At 67.4% G+C, this 24,561-nt stretch carries 24 protein-coding genes; 19 read left to right on the top strand and 5 right to left on the bottom strand.

What is annotated here, in order from left to right:
• Positions 1-96: 96 nt before the first annotated feature.
• The 6 genes from ABZ004_RS20500 to ABZ004_RS20475 all read left to right on the top strand — a co-directional run bounded on the left by ABZ004_RS20500 (position 97) and on the right by ABZ004_RS20475 (position 7,132).
• Positions 97-1,977: a glycoside hydrolase family 3 N-terminal domain-containing protein gene (locus ABZ004_RS20500; RefSeq protein WP_355681668.1), complete on the top strand. Its 1,881-nt coding sequence runs from the start codon at positions 97-99 to the stop codon at positions 1,975-1,977.
• 29 nt (positions 1,978-2,006) lie between these two features.
• Positions 2,007-3,302, top strand: a complete 1,296-nt coding sequence (locus tag ABZ004_RS20495; RefSeq protein ID WP_355681666.1) for a ThuA domain-containing protein — start codon at positions 2,007-2,009, stop codon at positions 3,300-3,302.
• Positions 3,303-3,395: 93 nt separating this feature from the next.
• Positions 3,396-4,475 (top strand): oxidoreductase, encoded by a 1,080-nt coding sequence (locus ABZ004_RS20490; protein WP_355681664.1) that lies wholly within the window; start codon positions 3,396-3,398, stop codon positions 4,473-4,475.
• A gap of 61 nt (positions 4,476-4,536) precedes the next feature.
• Positions 4,537-5,340 (top strand): endonuclease/exonuclease/phosphatase family protein, encoded by an 804-nt coding sequence (locus ABZ004_RS20485; protein WP_355681662.1) that lies wholly within the window; start codon positions 4,537-4,539, stop codon positions 5,338-5,340.
• 198 nt (positions 5,341-5,538) lie between these two features.
• On the top strand, positions 5,539-6,867 hold the full coding sequence (locus ABZ004_RS20480; RefSeq protein ID WP_355681660.1) for a C40 family peptidase: 1,329 nt from the start codon (positions 5,539-5,541) through the stop codon (positions 6,865-6,867).
• A gap of 91 nt (positions 6,868-6,958) precedes the next feature.
• Entirely contained in the window at positions 6,959-7,132 is a 174-nt protein-coding gene (locus ABZ004_RS20475; RefSeq protein WP_355681659.1) for a hypothetical protein, read from the top strand.
• Positions 7,133-7,137: 5 nt separating this feature from the next.
• On the opposite strand, the gene ABZ004_RS20470 is transcribed toward ABZ004_RS20475, so the two are convergent.
• Entirely contained in the window at positions 7,138-8,088 is a 951-nt protein-coding gene (locus ABZ004_RS20470) for a zinc-binding dehydrogenase (RefSeq protein WP_355681657.1), read from the bottom strand.
• An 86-nt stretch (positions 8,089-8,174) separates the two neighbouring features.
• Between ABZ004_RS20470 and ABZ004_RS20465 the strand changes: the two genes are divergently transcribed.
• The gene (locus ABZ004_RS20465) at positions 8,175-8,606 is read left to right on the top strand and encodes a MarR family winged helix-turn-helix transcriptional regulator (RefSeq protein WP_355681655.1); all 432 of its coding nucleotides are present in this window, start codon (positions 8,175-8,177) and stop codon (positions 8,604-8,606) included.
• On the opposite strand, the gene ABZ004_RS20460 is transcribed toward ABZ004_RS20465, so the two are convergent.
• The 4 genes from ABZ004_RS20460 to ABZ004_RS20445 form a co-directional block, all read right to left on the bottom strand.
• Positions 8,600-10,582 (bottom strand): hypothetical protein, encoded by a 1,983-nt coding sequence (locus ABZ004_RS20460; RefSeq protein WP_355681653.1) that lies wholly within the window; start codon positions 10,580-10,582, stop codon positions 8,600-8,602. The two genes, ABZ004_RS20465 and ABZ004_RS20460, sit on opposite strands and share 7 nt — an antisense overlap.
• Positions 10,583-10,671: 89 nt before the next feature.
• Complete coding sequence (locus tag ABZ004_RS20455; protein ID WP_355681652.1) at positions 10,672-11,283, bottom strand: hypothetical protein; 612 nt, start codon at positions 11,281-11,283, stop codon at positions 10,672-10,674.
• Positions 11,284-11,350: 67 nt separating this feature from the next.
• The gene (locus ABZ004_RS20450) at positions 11,351-12,838 is read right to left on the bottom strand and encodes an alpha/beta hydrolase (protein ID WP_355681650.1); all 1,488 of its coding nucleotides are present in this window, start codon (positions 12,836-12,838) and stop codon (positions 11,351-11,353) included.
• 92 nt (positions 12,839-12,930) lie between these two features.
• Positions 12,931-13,419: an inorganic diphosphatase gene (locus ABZ004_RS20445; protein ID WP_355681648.1), complete on the bottom strand. Its 489-nt coding sequence runs from the start codon at positions 13,417-13,419 to the stop codon at positions 12,931-12,933.
• Positions 13,420-13,469: 50 nt separating this feature from the next.
• Here ABZ004_RS20445 and dacB point away from each other — a divergent pair, with 50 nt between their 5' ends.
• The 12 genes from dacB to ABZ004_RS20385 all read left to right on the top strand — a co-directional run bounded on the left by dacB (position 13,470) and on the right by ABZ004_RS20385 (position 24,558).
• On the top strand, positions 13,470-14,834 hold the full coding sequence (gene dacB, locus ABZ004_RS20440) for a D-alanyl-D-alanine carboxypeptidase/D-alanyl-D-alanine-endopeptidase (RefSeq protein ID WP_355681646.1): 1,365 nt from the start codon (positions 13,470-13,472) through the stop codon (positions 14,832-14,834).
• 114 nt (positions 14,835-14,948) lie between these two features.
• Positions 14,949-16,046 carry a zinc-dependent metalloprotease gene (locus ABZ004_RS20435; RefSeq protein ID WP_355681645.1) on the top strand — a complete coding sequence of 366 codons (1,098 nt, stop codon included), beginning with the start codon at positions 14,949-14,951 and terminating at the stop codon, positions 16,044-16,046.
• A complete protein-coding gene (tilS, locus tag ABZ004_RS20430) occupies positions 16,018-17,043 on the top strand; it encodes a tRNA lysidine(34) synthetase TilS (RefSeq protein ID WP_355681643.1) in 1,026 nt (341 codons plus the stop codon). The genes ABZ004_RS20435 and tilS overlap by 29 nt, the downstream gene beginning before the upstream one ends.
• Before the next feature lie 4 nt (positions 17,044-17,047).
• Entirely contained in the window at positions 17,048-17,599 is a 552-nt protein-coding gene (gene hpt, locus ABZ004_RS20425; RefSeq protein ID WP_355681641.1) for a hypoxanthine phosphoribosyltransferase, read from the top strand.
• 167 nt (positions 17,600-17,766) lie between these two features.
• Positions 17,767-19,800, top strand: a complete 2,034-nt coding sequence (ftsH, locus tag ABZ004_RS20420; RefSeq protein ID WP_355681639.1) for an ATP-dependent zinc metalloprotease FtsH — start codon at positions 17,767-17,769, stop codon at positions 19,798-19,800.
• A gap of 60 nt (positions 19,801-19,860) precedes the next feature.
• On the top strand, positions 19,861-20,433 hold the full coding sequence (gene folE / locus ABZ004_RS20415; protein ID WP_355681637.1) for a GTP cyclohydrolase I FolE: 573 nt from the start codon (positions 19,861-19,863) through the stop codon (positions 20,431-20,433).
• A gap of 130 nt (positions 20,434-20,563) precedes the next feature.
• Positions 20,564-21,697: a S1 family peptidase gene (locus ABZ004_RS20410; RefSeq protein ID WP_355681635.1), complete on the top strand. Its 1,134-nt coding sequence runs from the start codon at positions 20,564-20,566 to the stop codon at positions 21,695-21,697.
• 141 nt (positions 21,698-21,838) lie between these two features.
• On the top strand, positions 21,839-22,636 hold the full coding sequence (gene folP / locus ABZ004_RS20405; protein WP_355681917.1) for a dihydropteroate synthase: 798 nt from the start codon (positions 21,839-21,841) through the stop codon (positions 22,634-22,636).
• Positions 22,633-23,088 (top strand): nuclear transport factor 2 family protein, encoded by a 456-nt coding sequence (locus ABZ004_RS20400; protein ID WP_355681633.1) that lies wholly within the window; start codon positions 22,633-22,635, stop codon positions 23,086-23,088. Before folP ends, ABZ004_RS20400 begins: the two co-directional genes overlap by 4 nt.
• Complete coding sequence (folB, locus tag ABZ004_RS20395) at positions 23,085-23,474, top strand: dihydroneopterin aldolase (RefSeq protein WP_355681632.1); 390 nt, start codon at positions 23,085-23,087, stop codon at positions 23,472-23,474. The genes ABZ004_RS20400 and folB overlap by 4 nt, the downstream gene beginning before the upstream one ends.
• The gene (folK, locus tag ABZ004_RS20390) at positions 23,471-24,037 is read left to right on the top strand and encodes a 2-amino-4-hydroxy-6-hydroxymethyldihydropteridine diphosphokinase (RefSeq protein ID WP_355681630.1); all 567 of its coding nucleotides are present in this window, start codon (positions 23,471-23,473) and stop codon (positions 24,035-24,037) included. Before folB ends, folK begins: the two co-directional genes overlap by 4 nt.
• On the top strand, positions 24,037-24,558 hold the full coding sequence (locus tag ABZ004_RS20385; protein WP_355681628.1) for a DUF3180 domain-containing protein: 522 nt from the start codon (positions 24,037-24,039) through the stop codon (positions 24,556-24,558). Before folK ends, ABZ004_RS20385 begins: the two co-directional genes overlap by 1 nt.
• The last annotated feature ends 3 nt before the right edge of the window (positions 24,559-24,561 follow it).

The following is a 24,561-nucleotide window of genomic DNA, read 5'->3' as shown; positions in this document are numbered from 1 at the left end:
GGCTTGCCGAAGTCTTTACGCGGGTTGGGTCATGGGTTAATTTAAGCCCTGAATTAGACCCTGGGTAACACCGCGCTCACTGAGGGGATCCGCCCCATGCCCGCTCGGAAACTTCTGCCTGCCCTCGTTGGTCTGCTGACTGGCGCGCTCATGTTGGCGGCGCCATCACCGGCCCCTGCGTCCCCGACTCATCAGGACGGCGCCCCTGCGTCTCCGGCGCAGCAGGACGGCGTACCGGCGTACAAGGACTCCTGGCTGCCGGTGAAGGTGCGGGTCGACGACCTGCTGGGCCGGATGACGCTGGACGAGAAGCTTGGCCAGATGATCCAGGCGGAGCGGCTCGGTGTGACCGACCAGGCCGACCTTGCGACGTACGGGGTCGGGTCGTTGCTCTCCGGCGGCTCGTCTCAGCCGACGCCGAACACGCCGGAGACCTGGGCCGACATGTACGACGGGTTCCAGCGGTCGGCGTTGGCGTCGCGGCTCGGGATCCCGCTGATCTACGGCGTCGACGCGGTGCACGGGCACAACGGGGTCAAGGGCGCGACGATCTTCCCGCACAACATCGGCCTCGGGGCGACCCGAGACCCCTTGCTGGCTTACCGAATCGGGCGCGCGACGGCTGAGGAAGTCTCCGGCACCGGGATCGACTGGGACTTCGCGCCGTGTCTGTGTGTGGCTCGCAACGATCGCTGGGGGCGGACGTACGAGTCGTTCGGTGAGCTGCCGCAGCTCGCGAGTTCGATGAGCACGATCGTCAACGGTCTGCAGGGCTGGTCGCTCAAGGCGCCCGGCTCGGTGCTCGCTACCGCGAAGCATTACGTGGGCGACGGCGGCACGGTCGGCGGTAAGGACCAGGGCGAGACGAACATCAGTGAGGCCGAGCTGCGGGCCATCCACCTGCCGCCGTTCAAGGCCGCGGTGGATCGCGGCGTCGGCTCGGTGATGATCTCCTACAGCAGCTTCAACGCGGTCAAGATGCACGCGAACTCGTACCTGATCAACGACGTGCTGAAGCGGGAACTCGGCTTCGACGGCATCGTCATCTCCGATTACAACGGGATCGACAAGATCGACGGCAAGCCGGGCTTCACGCCGGCCGAGGTGACCGCGTCGATCAACGCGGGCGTGGACATGGTGATGGTCCCGTTCGCCTGGAAGCAGTTCATCGACACGCTGCGCGCCGAGGTGCAGAACGGGCACATCGCACCCAGCCGGATCGACGACGCCAACCGGCGGATCCTGACCAAGAAGTTCGAGCTCGGATTGTTCGAGCACCCATTCACCGATCGCAGCTTCACCAAGACGATCGGCAGCAAAGCGCACCGCGACCTGGCCCGCCAGGCGGTCCGCGAATCCCAGGTACTGCTGAAGAACAAAGACGTTCTGCCGCTGGCCAAGAGCCACAACCGGATCTTTGTGGCCGGCAAGAACGCGGACGACATCGGCAACCAGGCGGGCGGCTGGACCGTCGGCTGGCAGGGCGCGAGCGGCCCGGTGACGCCCGGAACCACCATCCTGCAGGGCATCCAGGCCGCCGCCAAGCCGTCCTCGACAGTTGCCTACAGCAAGGACGCGACCGGCATCGACAGCTCGTACGACGTGGCTGTCGCGGTCGTCGGGGAGACGCCGTACGCCGAGGGTAAGGGTGACCGGCCCGCTGGGATGGGCCTGGACCAGGTCGATCTGGACACCCTGGCCCGCTTGAAGGCGAGTGGCGTACCGACCGTCGTAGTACTGGTGTCCGGCCGGCCGCTGGACATCGCCGCGCAACTGCCGGACTGGGACGGCCTCGTCGCCTCCTGGTTGCCAGGCACCGAAGGACAGGGCGTCGCGGACGTGCTGTTCGGCGACTACAACCCGACCGGGAAGTTGCCTGTCACCTGGATGCAGAGCGCGGCACAAGAACCCATCAACGTCGGCGACGGGCAGACGCCGCTGTTTCCGTTCGGATACGGACTCCGCTATCGCCACTAGCACCACCATCACGGAAGGACCGCCCCCACATGCTTTCCGATCACAAGAGGTTCCTCGCCAAGCTGTTGAGTCTGCTCGTCGTCTGTCTGTGCCTGACCTCAGCCAGCGCGTACGCCCGGGAGGCCCAGACCGAGCAGGCCGCCGCCACCTTCAACGTGCTGGCGTTCTACAGCGGGACGTACGACGCCGCGCACATCGACTTCGAGAAGGAGGCAAACCAGCGCTTCCCGCAGTTCGGTGCGCAGAACGGCTTCAACTACACCGCTACCAACGACTGGAACCGGCTGAACAATCTCAGCTCGTCGCAGTACCAGGTGGTGATGTTCCTGGACGACTCGCCGCACAGCGACGCGCAGCGGACCGGCTTCCAGAACTACATGAACAACGGTGGTGCGTTCTTCGGCTTCCACGTCTCGGCGTACAACGACGCGAGTGGCGGTTGGCCGTGGTTCAACAACACCCTGCTCGGCACCGGCCGGTTCCAGTCGAACACCTGGGGTCCGTCCGCGGTCACGCTGCGGACCGAGAACCGTTCGCACCCGTCGCTGGTGAACACCGGTGCGACGTTCCGCTCATCGGTGAGTGAGTGGTACAGCTGGCAGAACGACCTGCGGCAGAACCCGAACATCCAGGTGCTGGCCTCGATCGACCCGTCGAGCTTCCCGGTCGGCAACCAGCAGGGCAACATCTGGACCTCCGGCTACTACCCGATCATCTGGACCAACAAGAACTACAAGGTGATCTACGCCAACTTCGGCCACAACGCGATGAACTACGACACCAACACCCGGCTCTCGTCGACCTTCGACAGCCCGGCGCAGAACCAGTTCATGATGGATGCGCTGAAGTGGCTCGGTGGCGGCGGTACGACGACCCCGCCGGTCGACCAGCCGGAGGCAGGAACCTGGTACTCCGTGGCCAACAAGGCGAACAGCAAGTGTGTCGACGCACGCGCAGCCGGTACGGCGAACGGCACGGTGATCCAGCAGTACTCGTGCAACGCGTCGCAGGCGCAGCAGTTCCAGTTCCAGCCGACCTCGGACGGATTCGTCCGGATCAACAACCGCAACGACGCCACCAAGGTGATCGACGTGACCGGGGTGTCCTCGGCCGACAACGCCGGCCTGCAGTTGTGGACCTACAGCAACGGCAGCAACCAGCAGTGGCAGGCGGTCTCCGAGGGCAGCGGCTACTTCCACTTCACGAGCCGCCTGAGCAACAAGTGCCTCGCAGTACCGGGCGGTTCTACTGCCGACTCCACCCAGCTCGTCCAACTCACCTGCAACGGGAGCACAGCCCAGTCCTTCAAGCTGACCGCAGCCTAAGGGATTGCTACGGCCGGTGGACCTTGGTTCACCGGCCGTAGTCATGCACGGGTTCGCTGTTTAATGTCTCGGGGTTGGGTTAGTTTGCCGGGCATGAGAACCCTGCGCGTTGCCGCTCTGGCGGCTGGAGTCCTGTTGGCGGTGAGCCAGATGGTGCCTGCTCAGGCGGTCGGGCGGCACGGTCCGTCGTACGAGTGGAAGTTGACGCCGCCGGGGAGCGCGTCGCAGTTCCGCGGGCTGGCCGCGGTCGACCGGGACACCGCGTGGATCGCGGGGACGGCGGGGCAGGTGCTGTTGACCACCGACGGTGGCGAGAAGTGGACGAACGTCAGCCCGCCGGGTGCCGAGGCGCTGCAGTTCCGCGACATCGAGGCGTTCGACGCCCGGCGCGCGGTGGCGATGACGATCGGCAACGGCGAGGACTCCCGGATCTACCGGACCGTGAACGGCGGCAAGACCTGGACGGAGACCTTCCGGAACACGGAGCCGACCGCGTTCTACGACTGCTTGGACTTCAACGGTTCGCACGGTTTGGCGTTGAGCGACCCGGTCGATGGCAAGTTCCGGATCGCCTCGTCGGTCGACGGCGGTAAGTCATGGAAGGTGCTGCCGAACGCCGGGATGCCGGCGGCGCTGGAGGGTGAGTTCGCGTTCGCGGCCAGCGGGACCTGTCTGGTGGCCGGACCGGGACGCACCGCCTGGTTCGCGACCGGCGGCGGCGATCGGCCGCGGGTGTTCCGCACGAACGACGGTGGCGTGCACTGGAAGGCCACCGATTCGCCGATGGCGAGTGGCGCGGCGGCCGGGATCTTCAGCCTGGCCTTCCGCGGACCGCTCTTCGGGGTCGCTGTCGGCGGTGACTTCCTGAAGCCGACCGAAGCGGTCGACGCCGCGTCGGTCACGTACGACGGCGGCCGGTCCTGGAAGCTCGTTCCCGCGGACAAGGCGCCGAAGGGCTATCGCAGCGGGTCGGCCTTCGTGCCCTGGTCCCCGGCCACGGTGGTCGCGGTCGGACCGTCGGGCAGCGACGTCAGCCTCGACGGCGGCCGGAGCTGGACGCAGTTCTACGACGGCAGCTTCGACAGCGTCGAGTGCGCCGGTCACGGGATCCGCGCCGGATGCTGGGCATCGGGTGCGAAGGGAGCCGTCGGCAAGCTGGTGCCGAAGCACTGAGTTCGCTTGGGCGACACCCGTACTTGGTGCGGGTGTCGCACCGGCGCGACCAGGATGAGGGATGCGGAAACTCATCACGGTCGCCCTGTCCTGTCTGTTCCTGCTGCCACCCTCCGTCGCAGCTGCTGTACCTTCGCGTCAAGTGAAGGTGCTGACGTACAACATCCATCACGGCGCCGGGATCGACGGTGTCGTCGACCTCGAGCGGATCGCTCAGGTGATCGAGCAGTCCGGCGCTGACGTGATCGGCCTGCAAGAGGTCGACAACCACTGGAGCGCTCGCAGCAACTGGGTGGACCAGGCTGCCTGGCTGGCACAGCGGCTCGAGCTGCACTTCGCCTTCGCGGCGAATCTCGACCTGCCACCGGTCAACACGGGGGAGCCGCGCCGTCAGTACGGTACGGCGGTGCTCTCGCGGTACCCGATCAGGAACTTCACGAACACCCTGTTGCCGCTCTACCCGACCGGCGAGCAGCGCGGTCTGGCGGTCGCCGAGCTCAAGGTCCGCGGGCAAGAACTACGGTTCGCCAACACCCACCTGACCTCGAACAACAATGCCGAGCGACTCGAGCAGGCGCACAAGGTGGTCGAGTTGCTGAGTGGCTCGCAGGAGCCGACGATCCTGGCCGGTGACCTCAACGCCAGCCCGGAGAAGCCCGAGATCAAGGTGCTCGCCGAGGTCTGGCGCGACACCTGGACCGAGGTCGGCGCCGGCCCCGGCTACACCCATGAGGCCGACCACCCGACGGCCCGGATCGACTACCTCTTGCACACGGCATCGTTGCGGCCGACCTCGGCCGACGTCCCCGTCACGTTCGCTTCCGACCATCTGCCGGTGGCGGCGAGCTACACCTTCTGCCGCTGACATCTCGCCGGACTAGTTGCCGAAAGCCCGGAAATTGGGCACTTTTCTGACTGCGCCTGAATTACAAGCTTGTAGTTTGTCAAGCCGACACGCAGGTGAAACAAAGTTATTGGTGTGAAAGGTGTTCCCAATGGGGCTGTAGGCAACTAGTGTCACGTATGTGGTCCAGAAGGACCAAAACGGCGGAAGGAAATCCCGATGCGATCGCTTCTCTCGGGGGTGCTCGCGGTCTCGCTGGCCGCCACGACGGGGCTGGTCCCGGTTCCCGCGCAGGCTGACCCCAAGCCGCCGGTCATTCCTTCCCAGTCGACGGTCGACGCGGCCAAGCGGGCCGCCGCCGCCAAGGCCGCTCAGGTCGCCGCCATCGAGCAGCAGCTGGCCGCCGCGAACAATCGGCTGGAGCAGCTCGGGATCGCCTCCGGCAAGGCCGACGAGAACTACAACGGCGCGATGTACCGGTTGCAGCAGGCGAAGACCGACGCGGCCGCGGCGGCTGCCCGGGCGGCCAAGGCCGAGCAGACCCTGGCCGGGCAACGTCAGCAGATCGGCCGGTACGCCGCCGCGTCGTACCAAGGTGGTGGCGACGTAGCGAAGTACGGGCCGCTGTTCACCGCCGACGGGCCGCAGCAGCTGCTGGACTCGGCCGGTGCGGCGCACTCTATCTCCACCGCGATGCAGGGTTCGTTCCTGCGCTTCACCGCGACGCAGGTGGTCACCAACGCGTTCAAGCTGCAGGCCGACCAGGCAGTGGTCAAGGTGAAGGCGGCGTCCGACGCGGCCGCCAAGGCCAAGGCTGAGGCAGAGGCTGCCGAGGATTCTCAGGCTGCTGCCGTGGCCGCCATCGGCGCCGAGCGCAAGACCCAGATCAGCCAGCTGGCGACGTTGCGCAACACGTCGTACCAGGTGGCTGAGCAGCGGCAGCGGGGGCTCGAGGAGCTCGCCCGGCAGCGGGCCGCGGCGCTGGCGGCGAAGAAGGCCGAGGAGCTGCGCAAGCGGATCGCTGCCCGGGAGGCCGCCGAGCGGGCCCGGGAAGCGGCCGAGGAGAAGGCGCGGCAGAAGGCGCACAAGGGCGACAAGCCTTCGCATCACAAGCCTGGCCACGGCGGCGGTGGCAACGGCGGTGGCAACGGTGGTGGCAACGGTGGTGGTAGCTCGGCGGGCCGGGGTGCCGCGGCGGCGATCGCGTTCGCGCTGTCCCAGTTGGGCGACATGTACCTGTGGGGCGCGACCGGGCCGAACCGGTGGGACTGCTCCGGGCTGACGATGGGTGCCTGGGAGAAGGCCGGGGTGCAGCTGCCGCACTACAGCGTCGCGCAGTACGAGCAGATCAAGCACATCTCGGCCGATGAGCTCCGGCCCGGCGACCTGATCTTCTGGGCCGAGGACCACAACGACCCGAGCACGATCTTCCATGTCGCGATGTACCTCGGCGGCGGCCGGATGGTGCATGCGCCGCGGACCGGGAAGCCGGTCAAGCTCGAGAGCGTCTACTACTGGGAGACCCCCGATTTCTTCGGCCGCCCCTGACAGCGCCTGGCCTACTTGCGTGAGCCCAGGTCCCCTCTCCATGACAGTCGAGCCGGTGTCCGCCCGTCGGCGTGCAGAACGGTTGCGAGTGATGAATCGATTGCGTAGCAGGGCGATGATCGTGTCGGCGATGTCCTTGGTCCGGCCGGCTGTCCGGCGCGGCAAGCCGGACAATCCGTTGCGATCGGCAACCATCGAGCCGGTCGGTCAGCCGATCGAGCCGTTGGAGCGCCGCGCCACGTCGTACTCCTTGATCGGCTGGTAGTCAGGTCAGGTGGTCGCGATCAGCCGGCCGAGATTCGCCCGGTCGTCCAGGATCGTGTGGATCTTGGCGGTCTCGGCCAGCGGATAGGTGCCGTGGACAACTGGTTTCAGCTCGCCTGATCGCCAGTAGCGCGTCACCTCGGCGAGATCGTCGTGGGCCTCCTGTGGACGGGCGGTTCGCCAGGCGAGCATCGACAGGCCGGTGACCGACTTGAGTTGGAACAGGCTGGTGGCGGAGGCTGTCGGGAGCTCGCCGCCGATCGCGCCGTAGGTGACCATCCGGCCGAGCGGCGCGAGCAGTTCGAGGCCTTGGGTGAAGACCTTGCCGCCGACGGAGTCGAGGACGACATCGACGCCGCCGGGGATCTGGTCCGGCCAGTTCGGGTCGCTGAGGTCCACGGCATGGTCGGCGCCCTGGGCTCGGATGAAGTCGAGCTTGGCGGGCGACGACGCCGTACCGATCACTGTCGTCACGCCGAGCGCCCGGGCGAGTTGCACGGCGAGATGGCCGACCGTTCCGGCGGCTGAATGGATCAGTACGACGTCCGCCGGGCCGGCCTTGGCGGTCTTGAGCAGCCGGAGAGCGAGCGGGGCGGTCATCGAGAGGGTGCTGACCTCGCCGGCGTCGGCGTCGTCCGGAACAGGGGCGATCCAGTCGGCGTCGACGACGACCTGGTCGGCGAAGGCGTCCTCGGAGAGAGCGGCTACCCGCCGGCCCACTTCGGCGTTCGTGTTCGGGCCGACGGCGGTGATCCGGCCGACGACATCGCCGGTCAGCTTCCCGGGGAGCGGTCGGGTCCAGGGGCCGTCGCCGCGGCGGAAGACGGTGTCGATCGCGTTCGCGCCGATCGCCTCCACTTCGATCAGGACCTGGCCGTCGGCCGGCACCGGAACGTCGACGTCCTCGATCTGCAGGACCTCGGGACCGCCGTGGCGGTGGTAACGCACTGCTCGCATGTTCGCCTCACCAAATCGTAGGAGACTCTAATGATGGGAATCTCCTACGATTTAGTCAAGAGGGTTGTGGTCCTAGAGTGTTCGCTGTGAACACGTCCCGGCGTCGCCATGGTGATCGGGTGATCTGGCAACTGGGTCACGCGAGTCATCAGTCGCGCCGGCTGATCCGGCAGCACCTGGTCGGTGGCGGGTTCAAGACGCAGCACTATCACGTCCTGGCCAGCCTCGCCGACGACGGCGACGCGACCCAGACCGCGCTGGCGGACCGGATCATCTTCGACCGCAGCGACCTGGTCACCTTGCTGGACGAGCTCGGCGAGCTGGAGTACGTCATACGGCGTACTGATCCTGCTGATCGGCGTCGCAACATCGTCGCCATCACCGCCAAGGGTTCGGAGGCCTTGGCGGCGATGGACGAGTTGATCTTTGCGGCCGAGGCCGAACTCCTCGAAGGGCTGTCTCCGGCCGATCGCAAGACCCTCCTCAGCTTGCTCAGCCGGTTGACCCGGGATCAGTGAGTCAGGCGGTAGGCCTGCAGGACGGTGATGACGGCTTTGTTGCCTCGGGCATCTTTTGCTTCGGCGCGCAGGGAGACGAAGCTGGCGGTCTTCGGATGGGTGACGGTGGCGGACCAGGCTGAGCCGTTCTTGCGAAGGACGGCCATGTGCCAGGTGGCGCCGTTGTCGTAGGACGCTTCGACCGACCTGAGTGTGTCCGAGCTGGTCACTGGGAAGGTAAAGGCGCGGCCCGCCGGAGCGGAGTTCTGGAGGTCGAGTTTCGGGTCGAAGCCGACGGTCGGTAGCGGCAGCTTGGATTGACCGGCGGCCGAGCGGAAGGTCCAGTCGGCGACGACTTTGTTGGACAGCGGGAGTTCCGGAAGCGTCCGGGTGACTTCGGTGACAAGCCGGTACGTCGTGGGTTCGGTCGGCACCTGGAAGGTTCCGAGGCCTGGCGTATCGGTGCGGCCGAGGAGCCGGCCGTCGGCGTACAGGCGGGTTTCGCCCTGGTCGCCGAAGCTGCTGTTGCTCTCGCCGACAAAGCCGCTGTTGCCGGCCGAGTCGCTGCGTAGTGGGATGTTGATTCGCAGGGTGTCGGCTGTTCTGGTGGCCGGTGGTTGGCCATCAGGTGATTGCGTCGGGAGGGACGGGGCGAGGACGGCTTTGGCCCAGTGTTCGGTCGAGTGGCCTTTGGTGAAGGTGATGTCCTGTGGCCGGAAGACCTGTTGGCCGCTGCGCCAGCTGCGTGACCAGGTGATGGGTGCGGGAGAGAAGTATTGGGTCTGGGTCGTGCCGGCGAGTGACGATGGCGAGAAGTCGTGCATCTCCAGGTCTCCGAGCACGGGATAGGTGTTCGCGGAGGCCCAACGATCGTTGCCGAGGGCATGGAAGCTGGTGTGGACGGCGGCGAGGTCGCGGTTGGCTGGGTGGTAGCTCCGGCCGTGCGGGATGCCGCCGCGGTGCGGAAAGGCGAGCTCGTACTGGTACGGGCTGGCGTCGATGCCTTCGATGGTGACCCGGGCGCCGGTGCGGGCGAGGCGGCTGCCTTCCGGTCCGATGCTGAGCAGGACGGGGAGCGCGGTGCCGTCCTTGGTGGAGAACTTGAGGATCTCGGTCAGGTAGAGGACGGCTGCTTTCGCGCCGGCCTTGGCGAGCGCCTGCACGCGTACGCCGTACTGGTCGGCTTCGGCCGGGCTGAGGGTGAAGACTGCGAGTTTGCCGCGGAGATCCTTGCCGCGGAGATCTGTTGGCAGGGCGTGGCCGACGTCGATCATGGTGAGGTCGTGGCGTCCGGCGAGTCTCGGTTGCTCGAGGGTCCACTCGACCGGGACCTTGAAGCGGTCCGGGGCTGTCACGGTCAGGCTGCCTTGCGGCTTCTCCACCTGGGCCTGCAGGTACCAGTCGAGTTGCGGAGAGTCGGTCGGTACGGCGTACAGCTGGGAGTTGCCGCCGGCTGTGAGGCTGTAGTGGGCCCCGTTGTTGTTGTTGAGGCGCACGCCGAGGCGCTGGTCGATGATCTGCGCGTCGGGGCGGTCGACCTGGAGGGTGACCGGTTGGCCGGGGCGGGCGTCGAGGGTGAGGTGGCGGGCGGTGTCGACGCGGAACTCCGGGCTGGCGACGGTGGTGAGGGCGGGCATCCACTGGCCGGGGATCGGGGAGTAGATCGTGGCTGCCGCGGCGTAGCGACCGGGTGGTAGATCGAGCACCTCGCCTGGCTCGGCGAAGTGGAAGCCGGTCGGGTGGTCGAGATCGGTGATGACGGCCTCGCTCGGCCTGATGCCGGGCTTGCCGTCGCGGCCGATCAGGTCGACGGTAACGGCCTTGGTGGTGGTGCTGCGCGTCTGGCGTGCTCGGGGGAGCTGTGGTGGTGTCGTGCCGTCGAGCTGGATCGTCGCGTCGAAGCTGGTGGCCTCCGGGGGGACTGCCTCGGCTTGGGGGCTGGCGAGGGTTAGAGCTAGGGGTAGAGCGGCGAGGGCCGCGGTCCGTCTTCGGGACATCAGGATCTCCTTCAGGTTGGTGTAGTACTACGCGAAACTGAATAGTGAGCGAAAAGAATCCCGGCACGGGGTGCGTGCCGGGAGGCGGGTTAGAGGTGGGTGTGGTGGACGCCGCTGAAGTTGTAGCCGTCGACGTCCCAGGCGCTGGTGCCGCCGATCAGCAGGATGGCTACGGCGAGGAGTGCGAGGCTGTTCAGCGGGACGAGCAGCCAGAGCCTGTTGGTCAGGCGGTTGAGGTGGAGTTTGTTGCGTCGCCAGAGCGGTGTGTCGGTGACTACGGATGGGGCGTGGCCGCGTAGTGCTCGCAGGCTGAGCGCTGCTGGTGCCAGGCCGATCGCGAGCAGGGTGAAGACGGCTCTGGAAGATTCGGAGTCCAGGGCGAACCACGGGATCAGAAGGAGTGGTGTAAGAACAGTAGAGAGCGCTAGCCAGACCAGAGCTGCGGTCCCGCGACTTGTAGGACCGTAGTCATTCGACCGAGGCGGGTAGCCGGCCGCACTGCGCAGCTGATCGGCGTACTCCCGCGGTGAACCTAGACGCGTCTCAAGGCTGGCCTCCGTCGCCAGCTCATCACTGACTTCAGCGAGATGGGCGGCAGTCTCCTGGATCACCTCGTCCAATTCGATGACCGGTAGATCGGCCAACTCCGCCCGCACTCGTCTGAGGTACGACTCGGCCGCCATCGTCGCTTGGTACGTCACTACAGCCTCCTGGTCCGGTGTTCCACTCAGGAGACTATTACACATTGCGCAGTAGTGTGGAAAGCGGTTATGCCGGATTGCTGGCCGCGCAGTGGGTGCCGGGGGCAGGGAGGGTCAGAGTCAGCCAGTAGTTGTCGGCGGCCGCGCGGGTGCAGGGGGTGCGCGAGTAGACCACATGGCCGGCGCCGTCGTACGTGACGAGCTGTGCAGCCTTGCCGAGTTGGCGAGCGGCGTTGGTCGCCCAGGTGTAACCGGTGGCCGGGTCGTGGATGCCGTTCATCATCAGGATCGTGGGGGCGCCCTGCACCCGGAGCCGGTGCTGCGGGTTGTTCACCTTGCCGGGGAAGCCGATGCACTCGGTCATGGAGGAGAGCGCTTCTACTGATGCACGCATGCGGGGCGCGACCTTCAAGCTGGCCTTGTACATCGCGTCCAGCTCGCTGAAGGTGTGGACCGGTAGGGACCAGTCCTCGCAGAACTGCGGCCGGACGTCCGCCACCAGGTCAGCAGCAGCCCGTACTACGGGTTGCCGGGTGGCGGCCAGTTCGCTCTGGGCCTTGGCGAAGGTGGCCTTGGCGGCGGCCCCGCTCGACAGCGAGGTGAGGAGCTGGCCGAGCTGCACCCAGCGGGGACGGACGAAGTAGAACTGGGTGACGTCCAGTAGGTCCCAGGGATCCACGGTCGTGCCGTCGGACGGGTCGATCAACGTGCCGGCGTCCGCCTTGGCCAGCAGATCGGCGTACACCTTCGAGACGTCCTGGCCGTGCAGAGTGCAATTGGTGCTCTGGTCGCACCAGTCGGCGAACTGCTGGAACGAGTCCTCGGCGAATCCGCCCTCGCTCAGCAGGAAGGGCCACTTGCCGAGGCTGTGGTCCATGTTGCCGTCGTTGACCATGCTGCGGATCCGGTGCGGGAACAGTTCGGCGTACATCTGACCGGTCAGCGAGCCGTACGAAGCGCCGTACCAGTTGAGCTTCTCGGCGCCGAGCGCCGCCCGGACGGCATCCAGGTCGCGGGCCACCGAGACCGAGTCGACGTGGTCGTAGAGCGGGCCGGTCTGCGCGCGGCAGTCGGCGGCGAGCTGCTTGTTGAACCGGACCAGCGCGTCGAACTCCGTCTGGGTGCGGGGCAGGACCGTGTCGCCCGGCTGGTTCATGGCCTCCGCCGTGCAGACGACCGGATGGCTGCGGGCGACGCCGCGCGGATCGATCCCGACGATGTCGAAGGTGCGCAGGATCTCCGGGCTGAACAGGCCGCCCGCGTTGAAGGCCATGCTCACGCCGGACCCGCCCGGTCCGCCGGGGTTGATGAAGAGCGGACCCTTCGAGGCGGCCGGATCATCAGCCGGCCGCTTCGCCAGTGCGAGCTCGAAGGTCGGCCCGTTCGGTTTGCTCCAGTCGACCGGCAGCGTGACCTTGCCGCACGACATCGCCGGCACCTCGGCGCACGGCGTCCACGTGATCACCGGAGCCTTCGTGGCGGACGCGGTCTGCGCCAGTCCTGTCGCCAGCAGCACGCCTGCCGCCAGCACTCCCACCAGCCGCTGGAATCTCATCGGTCAACCCTCCGTCGACAGCACCGGACAGAGGGCAACCTAGTAAGCGCAGGAGGTGACCGACACCCCCGTTGCAGCAACCTGCAGAAGGTTTAGTGGGGTTCGTTCTTCAGGCGGTCGAAGGAGGCGACGATCTCGGCTTCGGCGTCGGCGCGGCCCACCCAGGTGGCGCCCTCGACGGACTTGCCGGGCTCGAGGTCCTTGTAGACCTCGAAGAAGTGCTGGATCTCGAGCCGGTCGAACTCCGGCACGTGGTGGATGTCGCGCAGGTGCTCCTGGCGCGGGTCACCGGCCGGGACGCAGAGGACCTTGTCGTCCGGGCCCTTCTCGTCGGTCATCCGGAACATGCCGATCGCCCGGGCCTTGATCAGGCAGCCGGGGAAGGTCGGCTCGCTCAGCAGGACCAGAGCGTCCAGTGGGTCGCCGTCCTGGCCCAGGGTCTCCTCGATGAACCCGTAGTCGGACGGGTACTGAGTGGCCGTGAACAAGGTGCGGTCAAGCCGTAGCCGGTTGGTCTTGTGATCCAGCTCGTACTTGTTGCGGGTGCCCTTGGGGATCTCGATGAAGACGTCGAACTCCATACGGCAGATACTGTCACGGTTCGGACCGACGAAATGACAGGAGCAGCCTGGTGGCCCGTCCTCCCCGTGCGGTCTTCGTCACGCTTGCCGTGATGTTGGTGCTGCCGATCGCGCTCACCGGCTCCACCGGAGCGCAGGCTGTGCCCGGCCGGTCGCAGAGTGACACCACTGCGCCACTGGTACTGCCGCCGGCCAAGACCGAGGGTGTCGCGCCCACCGCGGCCGGGATCAAGGCCGCACTGAGCGCCGCGTTCAGCGACCCCTCGCTCGGTCCGCACCACGGCGTCTACGTGTACGACGCGTCGCGGGCCAAGCCACTGCTCTCGCTGAACGCGACCACGCCGTACGTGCCGGCCTCCACGATGAAGCTGCTGACCACGGTGTCCGCGCTGGAGACGCTCGGGGCCGACCACACCTTCACCACGAAGGCGGTCAGTGGCGCCAAGGGCTCGGTGACCCTGGTCGGCGGTGGTGATCCACTGCTGGCTCTCAGGCCGGGGCCGTCGACCGACTTCCCCCAGCGAGCCACGCTCCAGGAGCTGGCAGCCGGTACGGCGAAGGCGCTCAAGGCGCAGGGAGTCACCGGGGTGACGCTCGGATACGACGCCAGTCTTTTCACCGGCCCGGCCGCGAACGCCAACTGGGAGCCGAACTACCTCACCGAGGGGATCGCGGCCCGGACGTCGGCGCTCTGGATCAACGAGGGCCGGCTCTCGAACGGAATGGCGAAGCGGGCACCCTCACCGGCCCTCGCGGCAGCCACTGCGTTCTCGGGACTGCTCAAGAAGGCCGGGATCAAGGTCACGAGCGCTCCGAAGCCGGTGGTGGCGCCGTCGTCGGCTACCGAGCTCGCGCAGGTCAAGTCGCCGACGCTCGGTGACATCGTCGAGTACATCAACCTGCACAGCGACAACGACGGCGCCGAGGTGCTGCTGCGGCAGGTAGGGATCGCCACCGGGAACGGCGGCTCGTACACCGGTGGCGTGAAAGGTCTGCGGGCGACACTGACCAAGCTCGGGATCGACATGAGCAAGGCGACGATCTACGACGGCAGCGGACTCTCCCGGTCGAACCACGTCCCGCTGGAAGTGCTGGCAGGCGCAGTACGAATGGCAGTGGCCACGCCTGGGCTACGGCATCTGCTGAGTGGTCTGCCGATCGCTGGGTTCAGCGGGAGTCTTGAAGACAGGTTTGCCGGCGCTGGTGCCGGGCCGGGCACGGGGCTGGTGCGAGCGAAGACAGGAACGCTGACCGGGGTCCACTCACTCGCCGGGTATGTCAGGGACCGCACCGGGACGCTCCTGGTGTTCGCCGTCGCCACAGACAGCGCGCCACCCGCCAAGGCTCTGGCAGCCCGTGCCGCGCTCGACCGCATCACCGCCGCCCTCGCCAACTGCGGTTGTTCAGGCCCGTAGACCGGCGCCCCGAGGGGCGCCATCGCCTCCGCTCTCTCTTCATGCGGTTGTTCAGGGTCCTATGAACTGCGCTCCCGAGGGGCGCATGTTGGAACATGCCACTAGGGTCGAAACATGAGTACGGCGGAAGGCGATACCTCGACTGACATGGTCGATTGGCAGTTGGCGACCGTGGTGGCCCGCAAGCTGCTCCGGCCTGGTCCGGCGGTCAGCCGGGCGGAGGCGGACCAGGTGGTGGCCGAGCTGCGGCAGTTCGCCGCGGACTCCGAGCAACACGTCCGGGACTTCACCGGTCTGCAGGCGACTTCGGCCACGGCGCCGGTGGTGATCGTGGACCGGCCCGGCTGGGTGCAGGCCAATGCCGACGGTTTCCGGACCGTGCTGCGACCGTTGACCGAGAAGCTGCGGGAGAAGCAGGAGCGCTCCGGCGGCGGTCTGTCGTCGGCCGTGGGTCCCCGGGTGACAGCGATTGAGGCAGGCGCGCTGCTGGCGTTCCTGTCGTCTCGAGTCCTCGGGCAGTTCGACCCGTTCTACCCGTCCGAACCGGACCCGGCACGGCCCGACCTGACCGGCCGGCTGCTCCTGGTGGCGCCGAACGTGATGCATGTGGAGTCCGAGCTGGGCGTCGTACCGCGGGACTTCCGGCTCTGGGTGTGCCTGCACGAGGAGACCCACCGGGTGCAGTTCACCGCCGTACCGTGGTTGCGCGACCACCTGCGCTCCGAGATCGCGTTGTTCCTGGACCAGGCGGAGCTGGACGCTTCGGCGTACGCGGCGATGTTCCGCGAGGCGGTGCAGCGGCTCGGGCGCTCGTTGAAGGGTGAGAGCGAGCTGAGCCTGGTCGACCTGATGCAGTCGCCGGAGCAGCGAGCAGTACTGGATCGACTGACTGCCGTCATGTCCTTGCTGGAAGGTCACGCCGACTTCGTGATGGACGGGGTCGGGCCGTCGGTGATCCCGACCGTGGACACCATCCGGTCCAAGTTCACCTCCCGCCGGGCGAGCGGAAACCCGCTGGACCAGTTGCTGAAGCGGTTGCTCGGTCTGGACGCCAAGCTGCGCCAGTACCAGGACGGGACGGCCTTCGTACGCCGGGTGGTCGACCAGGTCGGCATGGAGGGCTTCAACCGCGTCTGGACCGGCCCGAACACGCTGCCGACCAAGAACGAGATCGCCAACCCGGATGCCTGGGTCAGCAGACTCCACGGCTGACCACCGGGGCAAGTTGCACCCGGCTGTCGCCAAGATCAGAGAGGCAGTCCGTACTGCGCTGGCCGACTTGCCGCAGGAGACCACAGTGCTGGTCGCCTGCTCCGGTGGCGCCGACTCACTTGCACTGGCCGCAGCAACCGCCTTCGAAGCGCCGAAGCTTGGGCTGCGAGCAGGAGCGGTCATCGTCGACCACGGGTTGCAGGAGAAGTCCGGTGATGTCGCAGCGGCCGCAGCCGAGCAGTGCAGATCTCTGGGCCTGGAGCCCGTGCACGTTCGGGCAGTAGAGGTTGGCGACGAGGGCGGACCTGAAGGAGCTGCCAGGACCGCCCGGTACGACGCACTACGCGACGTAGCCGACGAGGAGGGCGCGGACGTCGTACTGGTCGCTCATACTCGCAACGACCAGGCAGAGACGGTTCTGCTCGGCCTGGCCAGGGGATCTGGTGCACGGTCGCTGGCAGGGATGTCGCCGGTCGCTGGGATCCTGCGCAGGCCGTTCCTCGAGCTGTCGCGATCGACCACTACGGCCGCTTGCCTGGCATCAGGGCTCCGGGCCTGGCACGACCCGCACAACGACGACCCGAAGTACAAGAGAGTGCGAGTGCGGCACGAGGTGCTCCCCGTGCTCGAGGAGTCCCTAGGACCAGGAGTCACCGAGGCACTGGCCCGTACCGCGGGTCTGTTGCGCGCCGACGCGGATGCGCTCGACGCGCTGGCCGCTGACCTTGCGGAGTCCGCGGTACGGCGTACGGACGCCTGCGTGGAGTGTGATGTTGGACTCCTCGAGGGAGAGCCGGCAGCACTCCGGACCAGGGCGCTCCGGCAGGCGGCGCTGGAAGCCGGTTGCCGGGCCAACGACCTCACCGCGGGACACGTGGCGGCCGTCGACGCGCTGGTCACCGACTGGCGCGGACAGCGCTGGATCGACCTGCCGCAAGGGGTCCGGGCGGTGCGGCGGGCCGGATTCATCGTCTTGGCGCCAGGTGTGACACCCTGATCGCGTGGATGCGTCGGACATCGAGAAAGACCTGGACCGGATTCATTTCACCGAGGAAGAGATCCAGGCGAAGCTGAGGGAACTCGCCGCCCGGATCGAGGTGGACTACGAGGGCAAGGACCTGCTGATCATCGGCGTCCTGCGCGGTGCGGTGATGGTGATGGCCGACCTGGCCCGCTCGTTCAGCCGGCACGTGGAGATGGACTGGATGGCCATCTCCTCTTACGGTTCCGGAACGAAGTCGTCCGGTGTGGTCCGGATCCAGAAGGACCTGGACACCGACATCACCAACCGGCACGTGCTGATCGTCGAGGACATCATCGACACCGGCCTGACGCTGACCTGGCTGGTCAGCAACCTGCAGTCCCGCAAGCCCGCCTCACTGGAGATCTGCACGGCGTTCCGCAAGCCGGACGCCGCCAAGATGTCGGTACCGGTCAAGTACGTCGGCCTGGAGCTGCCGGACGAGTTCGTGGTCGGCTACGGCCTGGATTATGCAGAGAAGTACCGCAACCTCCGCTGTGTGGCTACCTTGGCACCGCACGTCTACTCCTGAGCAGGCTCACGGGCTTGTGACAGGCTGTAGACAGTGGAGTACCAGTTTTTGGTGACCCTCGTGGTGGGCACGCTTGCCCGACACGAGACACTTGGACTGGTATTACCGTCACAAGCCCGTTATCCCGGGCCTGCTGAGCTAGGAGGGACGGGGCACCTGCCCTGATCATGGACGTCAAGCGCATCTTCCGCGGACCCCTGTTCTGGATCGTCGTCGCCTTCTTGGGCGTGCTGGTGATCGGGCAGCTCCTGACCGGCTCGACCGGGTACAAGACCGAGCCCACCGGCCAGGTGGTGCAGCTGATCAAGCAGGCCACCGACGCCCCGGCCGGCGAGAAGTCGATCAAGTCGGCGACCCTGATCGACCCCGACCAGGAGATCCGGATCGAGAAGACCGACGGCACCAAGGTGCGCGCGCACTGGGTCGACGGTCAGGCCAACACACTCGGGACCGACCTGCAGAATCTGTTCCAGAACGGCAAGATCGAGAAGTACGACGTGGAGAACCCGAAGCCGAGCTTCATCGGCCAGGTGTTCTCGACGCTGATCCCGTTCCTGTTGATCGCCGTCGTCTTCATCTTCTTGATGAACTCGATGCAGGGCGGCGGCTCGCGGGTGATGAGCTTCGCCAAGTCGAAGGCCAAACTGATCACCAAGGACACCCCGAAGACGACCTTCGCGGACGTGGCCGGGTGTGACGAGGCGATCGAGGAACTCGGCGAGATCAAGGAGTTCCTGCAGGAACCGGGGAAGTTCCAGGCCGTCGGCGCCAAGATCCCCAAGGGCGTGCTGCTCTACGGCCAGCCCGGTACCGGTAAGACGCTGCTCGCCCGCGCCGTCGCCGGTGAGGCCGGGGTGCCGTTCTACTCGATCTCCGGTTCGGACTTCGTCGAGATGTTCGTCGGTGTCGGTGCCTCCCGGGTCCGCGACCTGTTCGAGACCGCCAAGACCAACGCGCCGGCGATCGTCTTCATCGACGAGATCGACGCCGTCGGCCGGCACCGTGGCGCCGGCCTCGGCGGTGGCCACGACGAGCGCGAGCAGACGCTGAACCAGCTGCTGGTCGAGATGGACGGCTTCGACGTCCGCGGCGGGGTCATCCTGATCGCGGCCACCAACCGTCCCGACGTGCTCGACCCGGCGCTGCTGCGGCCGGGCCGGTTCGACCGGCAGATCGCCGTCGACGCGCCGGACCTGCCGGGCCGCGAGAAGATCCTGAAGGTGCACGCCCGCGGCAAGCCGATGTCGGAGAACGCGGACCTGCGCGCGGTCGCCCGCCGTACGCCGGGCTTCACCGGTGCCGACCTGGCCAACGTGCTGAACGAGGCCGCGCTGCTGACCGCCCGGCTGAACAAGCAGCAGATCGACAAGAACGCGCTCGACGAGGCGATCGACCGCGTGATCGCCGGACCGCAGCGCCGGACCCGGCTGATGTCGGACAAGGAGAAGGTGCTCACGGCGTACCACGAGGGCGGACACGCCCTGGTCGCCGCGGCGCTGCCGCACTCCGACCCGGTGCACAAGGTGACGATCCTGCCGCGCGGCCGCGCCCTCGGCTACACGATGGTGCTGCCGGACGAGGACAAGTACTCGACCACCCGGTCGGAGATGCTCGACAAGCTGGCCTACATGCTCGGTGGCCGCGCTGCCGAGGAGATGGTCTTCCACGACCCGACCACCGGTGCCAGCAACGACATCGAGAAGGCGACCTCGCTCGCCCGCGCGATGGTCACGCAGTACGGCATGACCGAGCGGCTCGGGGCGATCAAGTTCGGCCAGGACTCCGGTGAGCCGTTCCTCGGCCGCGATCTGGGCAGCCAGCGGAACTACTCCGAGGAGATCGCCGCGGCGGTCGACGAAGAGGTCGGCAAGCTGATCCTGAACGCGCACCAGGAGGCCTTCGACATCCTGGTCGACAACCGGGCCGTGCTCGACGCGCTGGTCGAGGAGCTGCTCGAGAAGGAGACGCTGGACAAGGGCGAGATCGCCCGGATCTTCCAGCCGATCGTCAAGCGCGAGCTGCGCCCGGCCTGGACCGGATCGTCGACCCGGGTGCCGTCCGAGCAGCCGCCGGTGATGCCGCTGCCGCGCAACGAGCAGAACGGTTCGCTGCAGGACGTCATCCCGGGTGGCTCGATCGGCCCGGACGAGGCGGCCAAGGGCCCGGACTACGGCGGCGGACCGACTCCTCCCGCCGAGTGATGCGTTGAGGTGAGCCCCGGGATCCCCAGTGGATCCCGGGGCTTGTTCTATGTTGGGCAGATGATCGCGCCGAACTTCGACCATGCCCGCGCCGAACGGGCGGTCCGCGAACTGCTGTTCGCGATCGGCGAGGACCCCGACCGCGAAGGCCTGCGGGAGACCCCGGCCCGGGTGGCGCGCTCGTACGCCGAGATCGCGGCCGGCCTCGGCCAGCGCGCCGAGGACGTCCTGACCACCACCTTCGACCTCGGCCACGACGAACTGATCCTGGTCAAGGACATGGAGGTCTGGAGCATCTGCGAACACCATCTGGTGCCCTTCACCGGGGTGGCGCATGTCGGGTATATCCCGGGGGTGGACGGGCGGATCACTGGGCTTTCCAAGTTGGCGCGGCTCGTCGATGTGTATGCGAAGCGGCCGCAGGTGCAGGAGCGGTTGACTACGCAGGTGGCGGAGTCGCTGGTGGAGATCCTGAAGCCGCGCGGGGTGATCGTGGTGATCGAGTGTGAGCATCTGTGTATGACGATGCGCGGCGTCCGGAAAGCGGGCGCGAAGACGATCACGTCGGCGGTCCGGGGGCAGTTGAGGAATCCGGTGACGCGGGCCGAGGCGATGAGCCTGATCGTCGGGTGAGCCGTAGCCCTGGCCGGGCGTTCTCGTTGAACATTCAGAGCGGTTTCCCATGGACATTCCGTGTCCGAGCGCCTACGGTCCGTAGTGGCGTCCTGACTCGGGTGCAGGGTGCCACTCGTGAGGAGGACGTATGTCAGGGCGTTTTCGGGTCGGCGCCGCACTCACCGGGATCGTCGTCCTGACGACCGCCGGACTGATCGCGGCGAACGGCGCGCAAGCGGATCCCAAGGTCGGCGCTGTGAAGCTGCCGGACCATGCCCTCGTGCAGGATCAGCAACTGCTGCAGGCCTCGTCGCTGGAGTCCAAACTCGGCTCGCGGGTGGTCGGCAGCTACTTCGACAACTCCGGTGACCTGATCGTCGCGGTCTCCGACCAGGCGACCGCCGCCGCGGTCCGGGCGGCCGGCGCGATCCCCAAACTGGTCCGCTACACCGCCACCGAGCTGAACTCGGTGCAGGGCGAGCTGGACCACCTCGCGATCGGCTCCAGCGCGGGCCAGGTCAAGTCCTGGTACGTCGACCCGGTCACCGGCACGGTCGTCGTCACGGTGGCCTCCGGAGCCCGTGATCTGATCACCCAGCGGTTCCTGCGGGCAGCCGAGCAGAACGGCGCCAAGGTGACCGTCCGGCGTACGGAGGGCAAGGTGACCCTCACCGACGGCGAGTTCGGGCTGCTGGGCGGCCTCCAGGTCGACAAGAACACCGGTTACACCTGCTCGCTGGGCTTCAACGCTACGACCGGCGAGGGGCAGCACATCTTCCTGACCGCGGGGCACTGCACGAGCGGCAAGCCGTCGTGGTCCCGCAACGGCTACGTCCTGGGCAACACCCGGACCTCGAGCTTCCCGGGCAACGACTTCGGCACCGTCAGCGTGATCGACGGCTGGGATCCCCAGGGCCGGGTGGAGCGCTGGGGCAGCGACGACATCGTCGTACGGGGTGTCGCGAGCCCGACCGTGGGCTCCGAGGTCTGCAAGTCCGGCAAGAGCACCAAGTGGACCTGTGGGCGGATCGTCGCGCGCAACGTCACCGTGAACTACGGAAACAACAGGGTCGTCAAGGGCCTGTTCCAGCACACCGCCTGTGTCGAGGCCGGTGACTCCGGTGGTGCCAACATGTCCGGCGACTACGCGCAGGGAATCACCAGTGGCGCCGCTCTGATCAGCGGCGAGTGCCAGGCGAAATACGGTCAGCAGAACGAGTCGTACAGTCAACCGATCGGTGAGGCGCTGTCCGCTAGCGGCGCCTCATTGGTACTGGGTTAGCGGCCCCCGGCGGGAGCCGGGATCCGATGGGGGCCTGGTACCTAGGTGGGGCAGTCCGGACACGGCCACTACGGTGGTCGGGTGCGAACTGCCCCACCGAGTCACGTTCAAGGCCTGCCGACACCGGATCGCTGTCTGGTGATGGGCGTCGTCAACGTGACTCCGGACTCCTTCACCGACGGCGGCTTGTGGCTTGAGCCGGCGGCCGCGATCAAGCACGGCCGGGATCTGCTCGCCGAGGGCGCCGATCTGCTCGACGTCGGCGGTGAGTCCACCCGCCCGGGTGCCGTCCGGCCCGCGCCGGCCGAGGAGATCCGGCGGGTGCTGCCGGTGATCGAGACGCTGGCCGCCGAGGGCGCGCTGATCTCGATCGACACGATGCGCGCCGACGTGGCCGCGCTGGCCCTGGACGCCGGCGCGGTGATGGTGAACGACGTCTCCGGCGGCTTGGCCGACCCCGAGATGCTCCCGTTGGTGGCTGACCGGCGTACGGCGTACGTGTGCATGCATTGGCGCGGGCACTCGGTCGACATGCAGAACCGGGCCACGTACGACGATGTTGTCGCCGAGGTGATTGCCGAGCTCGGGGAGCGGGTAGAAGCGATCCGTTCGGCCGGGATCGACCTCGGCCGGGTGGCGCTCGACCCGGGCCTGGGTTTTGCGAAGAACGCGGACCACAACTGGGAGGTGCTACGCCGGCTGCGGGAGTTCGGCGTACTGGGCCTGCCGTTGCTGATCGGTGCGTCCCGCAAGGCGTTCCTCGGTAGGCTGCTCGCCGACGAGGAGACCGGCGAGCCGAGACCGGCGGTCCGGCGAGACGACGCCAGCGCGGCCGTCTCCGCCCTCGCCGCCGCGGCAGGCGCGTGGTGTGTCAGGGCGCACGCAGTGGCGCCGAGCGCGGATGCGGTCCGGGTGGCCCGCAGGTGGGGAGGGGTATGACGCAGGAGCAGCCGATGGGTCGTGGTCTGACGAAGCAGACCGAGGTGACGAACGCGAACACCGCGTTCTACAACGCGTTCGAGGCCGGCGACCTGGATCTGATGGCGGCGGTCTGGCTGCCGGAGCCCGATCCGGTCTGCATCCACCCGGGCAACGCGGCGATCTACGGCTACAGCGAGATGATGCGCGCGTGGGCGATGATCTTCGCCAATACGCCGTACATCCAGTTCTTCCTGACCGATGTGCAGGTAAGAGTCGATGAAGACGTGGCTTACGTCACGTGTACGGAGAATGTCCTGTCGTCCGGTGAAGGTGCCCCGGAGGAGGGTTTCGCGGGGGGTAAGGCGCTGGCGACCAACGTCTTCCGGAGAACTTCTTCCGGCTGGCGGTTGTGGATCCACCATGCGTCCCCGGTACTGTCGTCTGGGGGTCCACTGGAGGAGGCGGAATGAGCGGTCCCGAGTTGCCTCCTGACGTCATCGAGATCCGCGGCATCCGTGGCTTCGGCCGGCACGGGGTGTTCGACCACGAGCGGGCCGAGGGGCAGGAGTTCGTCGTCGATGTCAGGCTCGAGCTGGACACCCGGCCCGCGGCGGCATCGGACGACCTGGCCGACACGGTCAACTACGGAGTCGTCGCCGAGCAGGTGCACGCGGCGATCGAGAAGGACCCCGTCGACCTGATTGAGACACTGGCCCAACGGATCGCGGATCTGTGCCTCGCCGACAAGCGGGTGACAGCAGCCGCGGTGACCATCCACAAACCCTCGGCGCCGATCAAGGTGCCGTTCGACGACGTTGTCCTGACCGTGCAGCGCAGAGCCGGAGAATCCTCGTGACCGAGACCCCTAGTCCCCACGTCATCGACGCGGACACCCTCAGCGGTGGCCTGAAGCCGATCCGCCAGGTGATCCTGTCGCTCGGCAGCAACCTCGGTGACCGTGAGGCGAACCTGCAGGGCGCCGTCGACGCGCTCCGGGACACCCCGGACGTCGTGGTCGTCGACGTCTCGCCGGTCTACGAGACCGAGCCGATCGGCGGCCCGGACGAGTCCGGCCCGTACCTGAACATCGTGCTGCTCGCCGACACCACGCTGGCCGTCGAGACGCTGCTGGACCGCGCGCACGCCGTCGAGCAGGCGTTCGGCCGGGAGCGCAGCGTGCCGGGTGCACCGCGGACCCTGGACGTGGACCTGATCACCTACGGCAAGAAGGAGATCTCGACCGACGAGCTCACCGTGCCGCACCCGCGGGCGCACGAGCGCGCGTTCGTGCTGGCGCCGTGGCTCGACATCGAGTCCGACGCGGTCCTGCCCGGGGTGGGCCCGGTCGCCGAGCTGCTCGCCAAGGTGGGGAGCGACGGGGTCAAGCGCCTCGACGACCTCACCATCGAGCTCCAGTAGTGGCCGCCGGCGGGACCGGTCCGGAGCGCGCACCCGGAGCGGGCAAGGAGCCGCCGCCCGAGGGTTCGGTCCGGCCGACGTCGCGCCGGCTGCTGGTCGCGATCGCCGTCCTCGGGGCGGCGATCGGGGTCACCCTGGTGAAGGCGATCGAGTCGCGCGGCGGCGTCGTACCGACCGTGTCCTTGCTCACGTTGGTGGCCTGGACGTTCCTGGCGTCGTTACTTTTTGTTGCCGCGCGCAACACTCATCAGCGGATCCAGGTCCGGCGCGAGCGGATCGAGCCGTCGCGGGCCGTTTTCCTGTTGCTGATCGGGAAAGCGAGCGCTTTCGTCGGCGCGTTGTGCACCGGCGTGTACGCAGGGTTCGCGTTATCCTTCCTGGACGCGGTGAGTTCCTCGGGTCCCCGGAACCGGGTGATCACAGCCGGTATCGCGGCGGTGATCTCAGTGCTGGTCGTCACGGCCGGATTGCTTCTCGAACGGGCGTGTCGGATCCCCGATGACCCCGAAGACACCCCCTAACAT

Origin of the sequence: Kribbella sp. NPDC006257 (assembly GCF_040613535.1) — a bacterium.
Classification (GTDB): Bacteria; Actinomycetota; Actinomycetes; order Propionibacteriales; family Kribbellaceae; genus Kribbella.
This window is presented reverse-complemented; position numbering and strand designations above follow the sequence as displayed.

Bases quoted from the DNA above. Each gene is read 5' to 3' on its own strand.
- ABZ004_RS20500 (WP_355681668.1), top strand. From the start codon at position 97: ATGCCCGCTCGGAAACTTCTGCCTGCCCTCGTTGGTCTGCTGACTGGC.
- ABZ004_RS20495 (WP_355681666.1), top strand. From the start codon at position 2,007: ATGCTTTCCGATCACAAGAGGTTCCTCGCCAAGCTGTTGAGTCTGCTC.
- ABZ004_RS20490 (WP_355681664.1), top strand. From the start codon at position 3,396: ATGAGAACCCTGCGCGTTGCCGCTCTGGCGGCTGGAGTCCTGTTGGCG.
- ABZ004_RS20485 (WP_355681662.1), top strand. From the start codon at position 4,537: ATGCGGAAACTCATCACGGTCGCCCTGTCCTGTCTGTTCCTGCTGCCA.
- ABZ004_RS20480 (WP_355681660.1), top strand. From the start codon at position 5,539: ATGCGATCGCTTCTCTCGGGGGTGCTCGCGGTCTCGCTGGCCGCCACG.
- ABZ004_RS20475 (WP_355681659.1), top strand. From the start codon at position 6,959: ATGAATCGATTGCGTAGCAGGGCGATGATCGTGTCGGCGATGTCCTTG.
- ABZ004_RS20470 (WP_355681657.1), bottom strand. From the start codon at position 8,088: ATGCGAGCAGTGCGTTACCACCGCCACGGCGGTCCCGAGGTCCTGCAG.
- ABZ004_RS20460 (WP_355681653.1), bottom strand. From the start codon at position 10,582: ATGTCCCGAAGACGGACCGCGGCCCTCGCCGCTCTACCCCTAGCTCTA.
- ABZ004_RS20450 (WP_355681650.1), bottom strand. From the start codon at position 12,838: ATGAGATTCCAGCGGCTGGTGGGAGTGCTGGCGGCAGGCGTGCTGCTG.
- ABZ004_RS20445 (WP_355681648.1), bottom strand. From the start codon at position 13,419: ATGGAGTTCGACGTCTTCATCGAGATCCCCAAGGGCACCCGCAACAAG.
- ABZ004_RS20435 (WP_355681645.1), top strand. From the start codon at position 14,949: ATGAGTACGGCGGAAGGCGATACCTCGACTGACATGGTCGATTGGCAG.
- tilS (WP_355681643.1), top strand. From the start codon at position 16,018: ATGCCTGGGTCAGCAGACTCCACGGCTGACCACCGGGGCAAGTTGCAC.
- ftsH (WP_355681639.1), top strand. From the start codon at position 17,767: ATGGACGTCAAGCGCATCTTCCGCGGACCCCTGTTCTGGATCGTCGTC.
- folE (WP_355681637.1), top strand. From the start codon at position 19,861: ATGATCGCGCCGAACTTCGACCATGCCCGCGCCGAACGGGCGGTCCGC.
- ABZ004_RS20410 (WP_355681635.1), top strand. From the start codon at position 20,564: ATGTCAGGGCGTTTTCGGGTCGGCGCCGCACTCACCGGGATCGTCGTC.
- folP (WP_355681917.1), top strand. From the start codon at position 21,839: ATGGGCGTCGTCAACGTGACTCCGGACTCCTTCACCGACGGCGGCTTG.
- ABZ004_RS20400 (WP_355681633.1), top strand. From the start codon at position 22,633: ATGACGCAGGAGCAGCCGATGGGTCGTGGTCTGACGAAGCAGACCGAG.
- folB (WP_355681632.1), top strand. From the start codon at position 23,085: ATGAGCGGTCCCGAGTTGCCTCCTGACGTCATCGAGATCCGCGGCATC.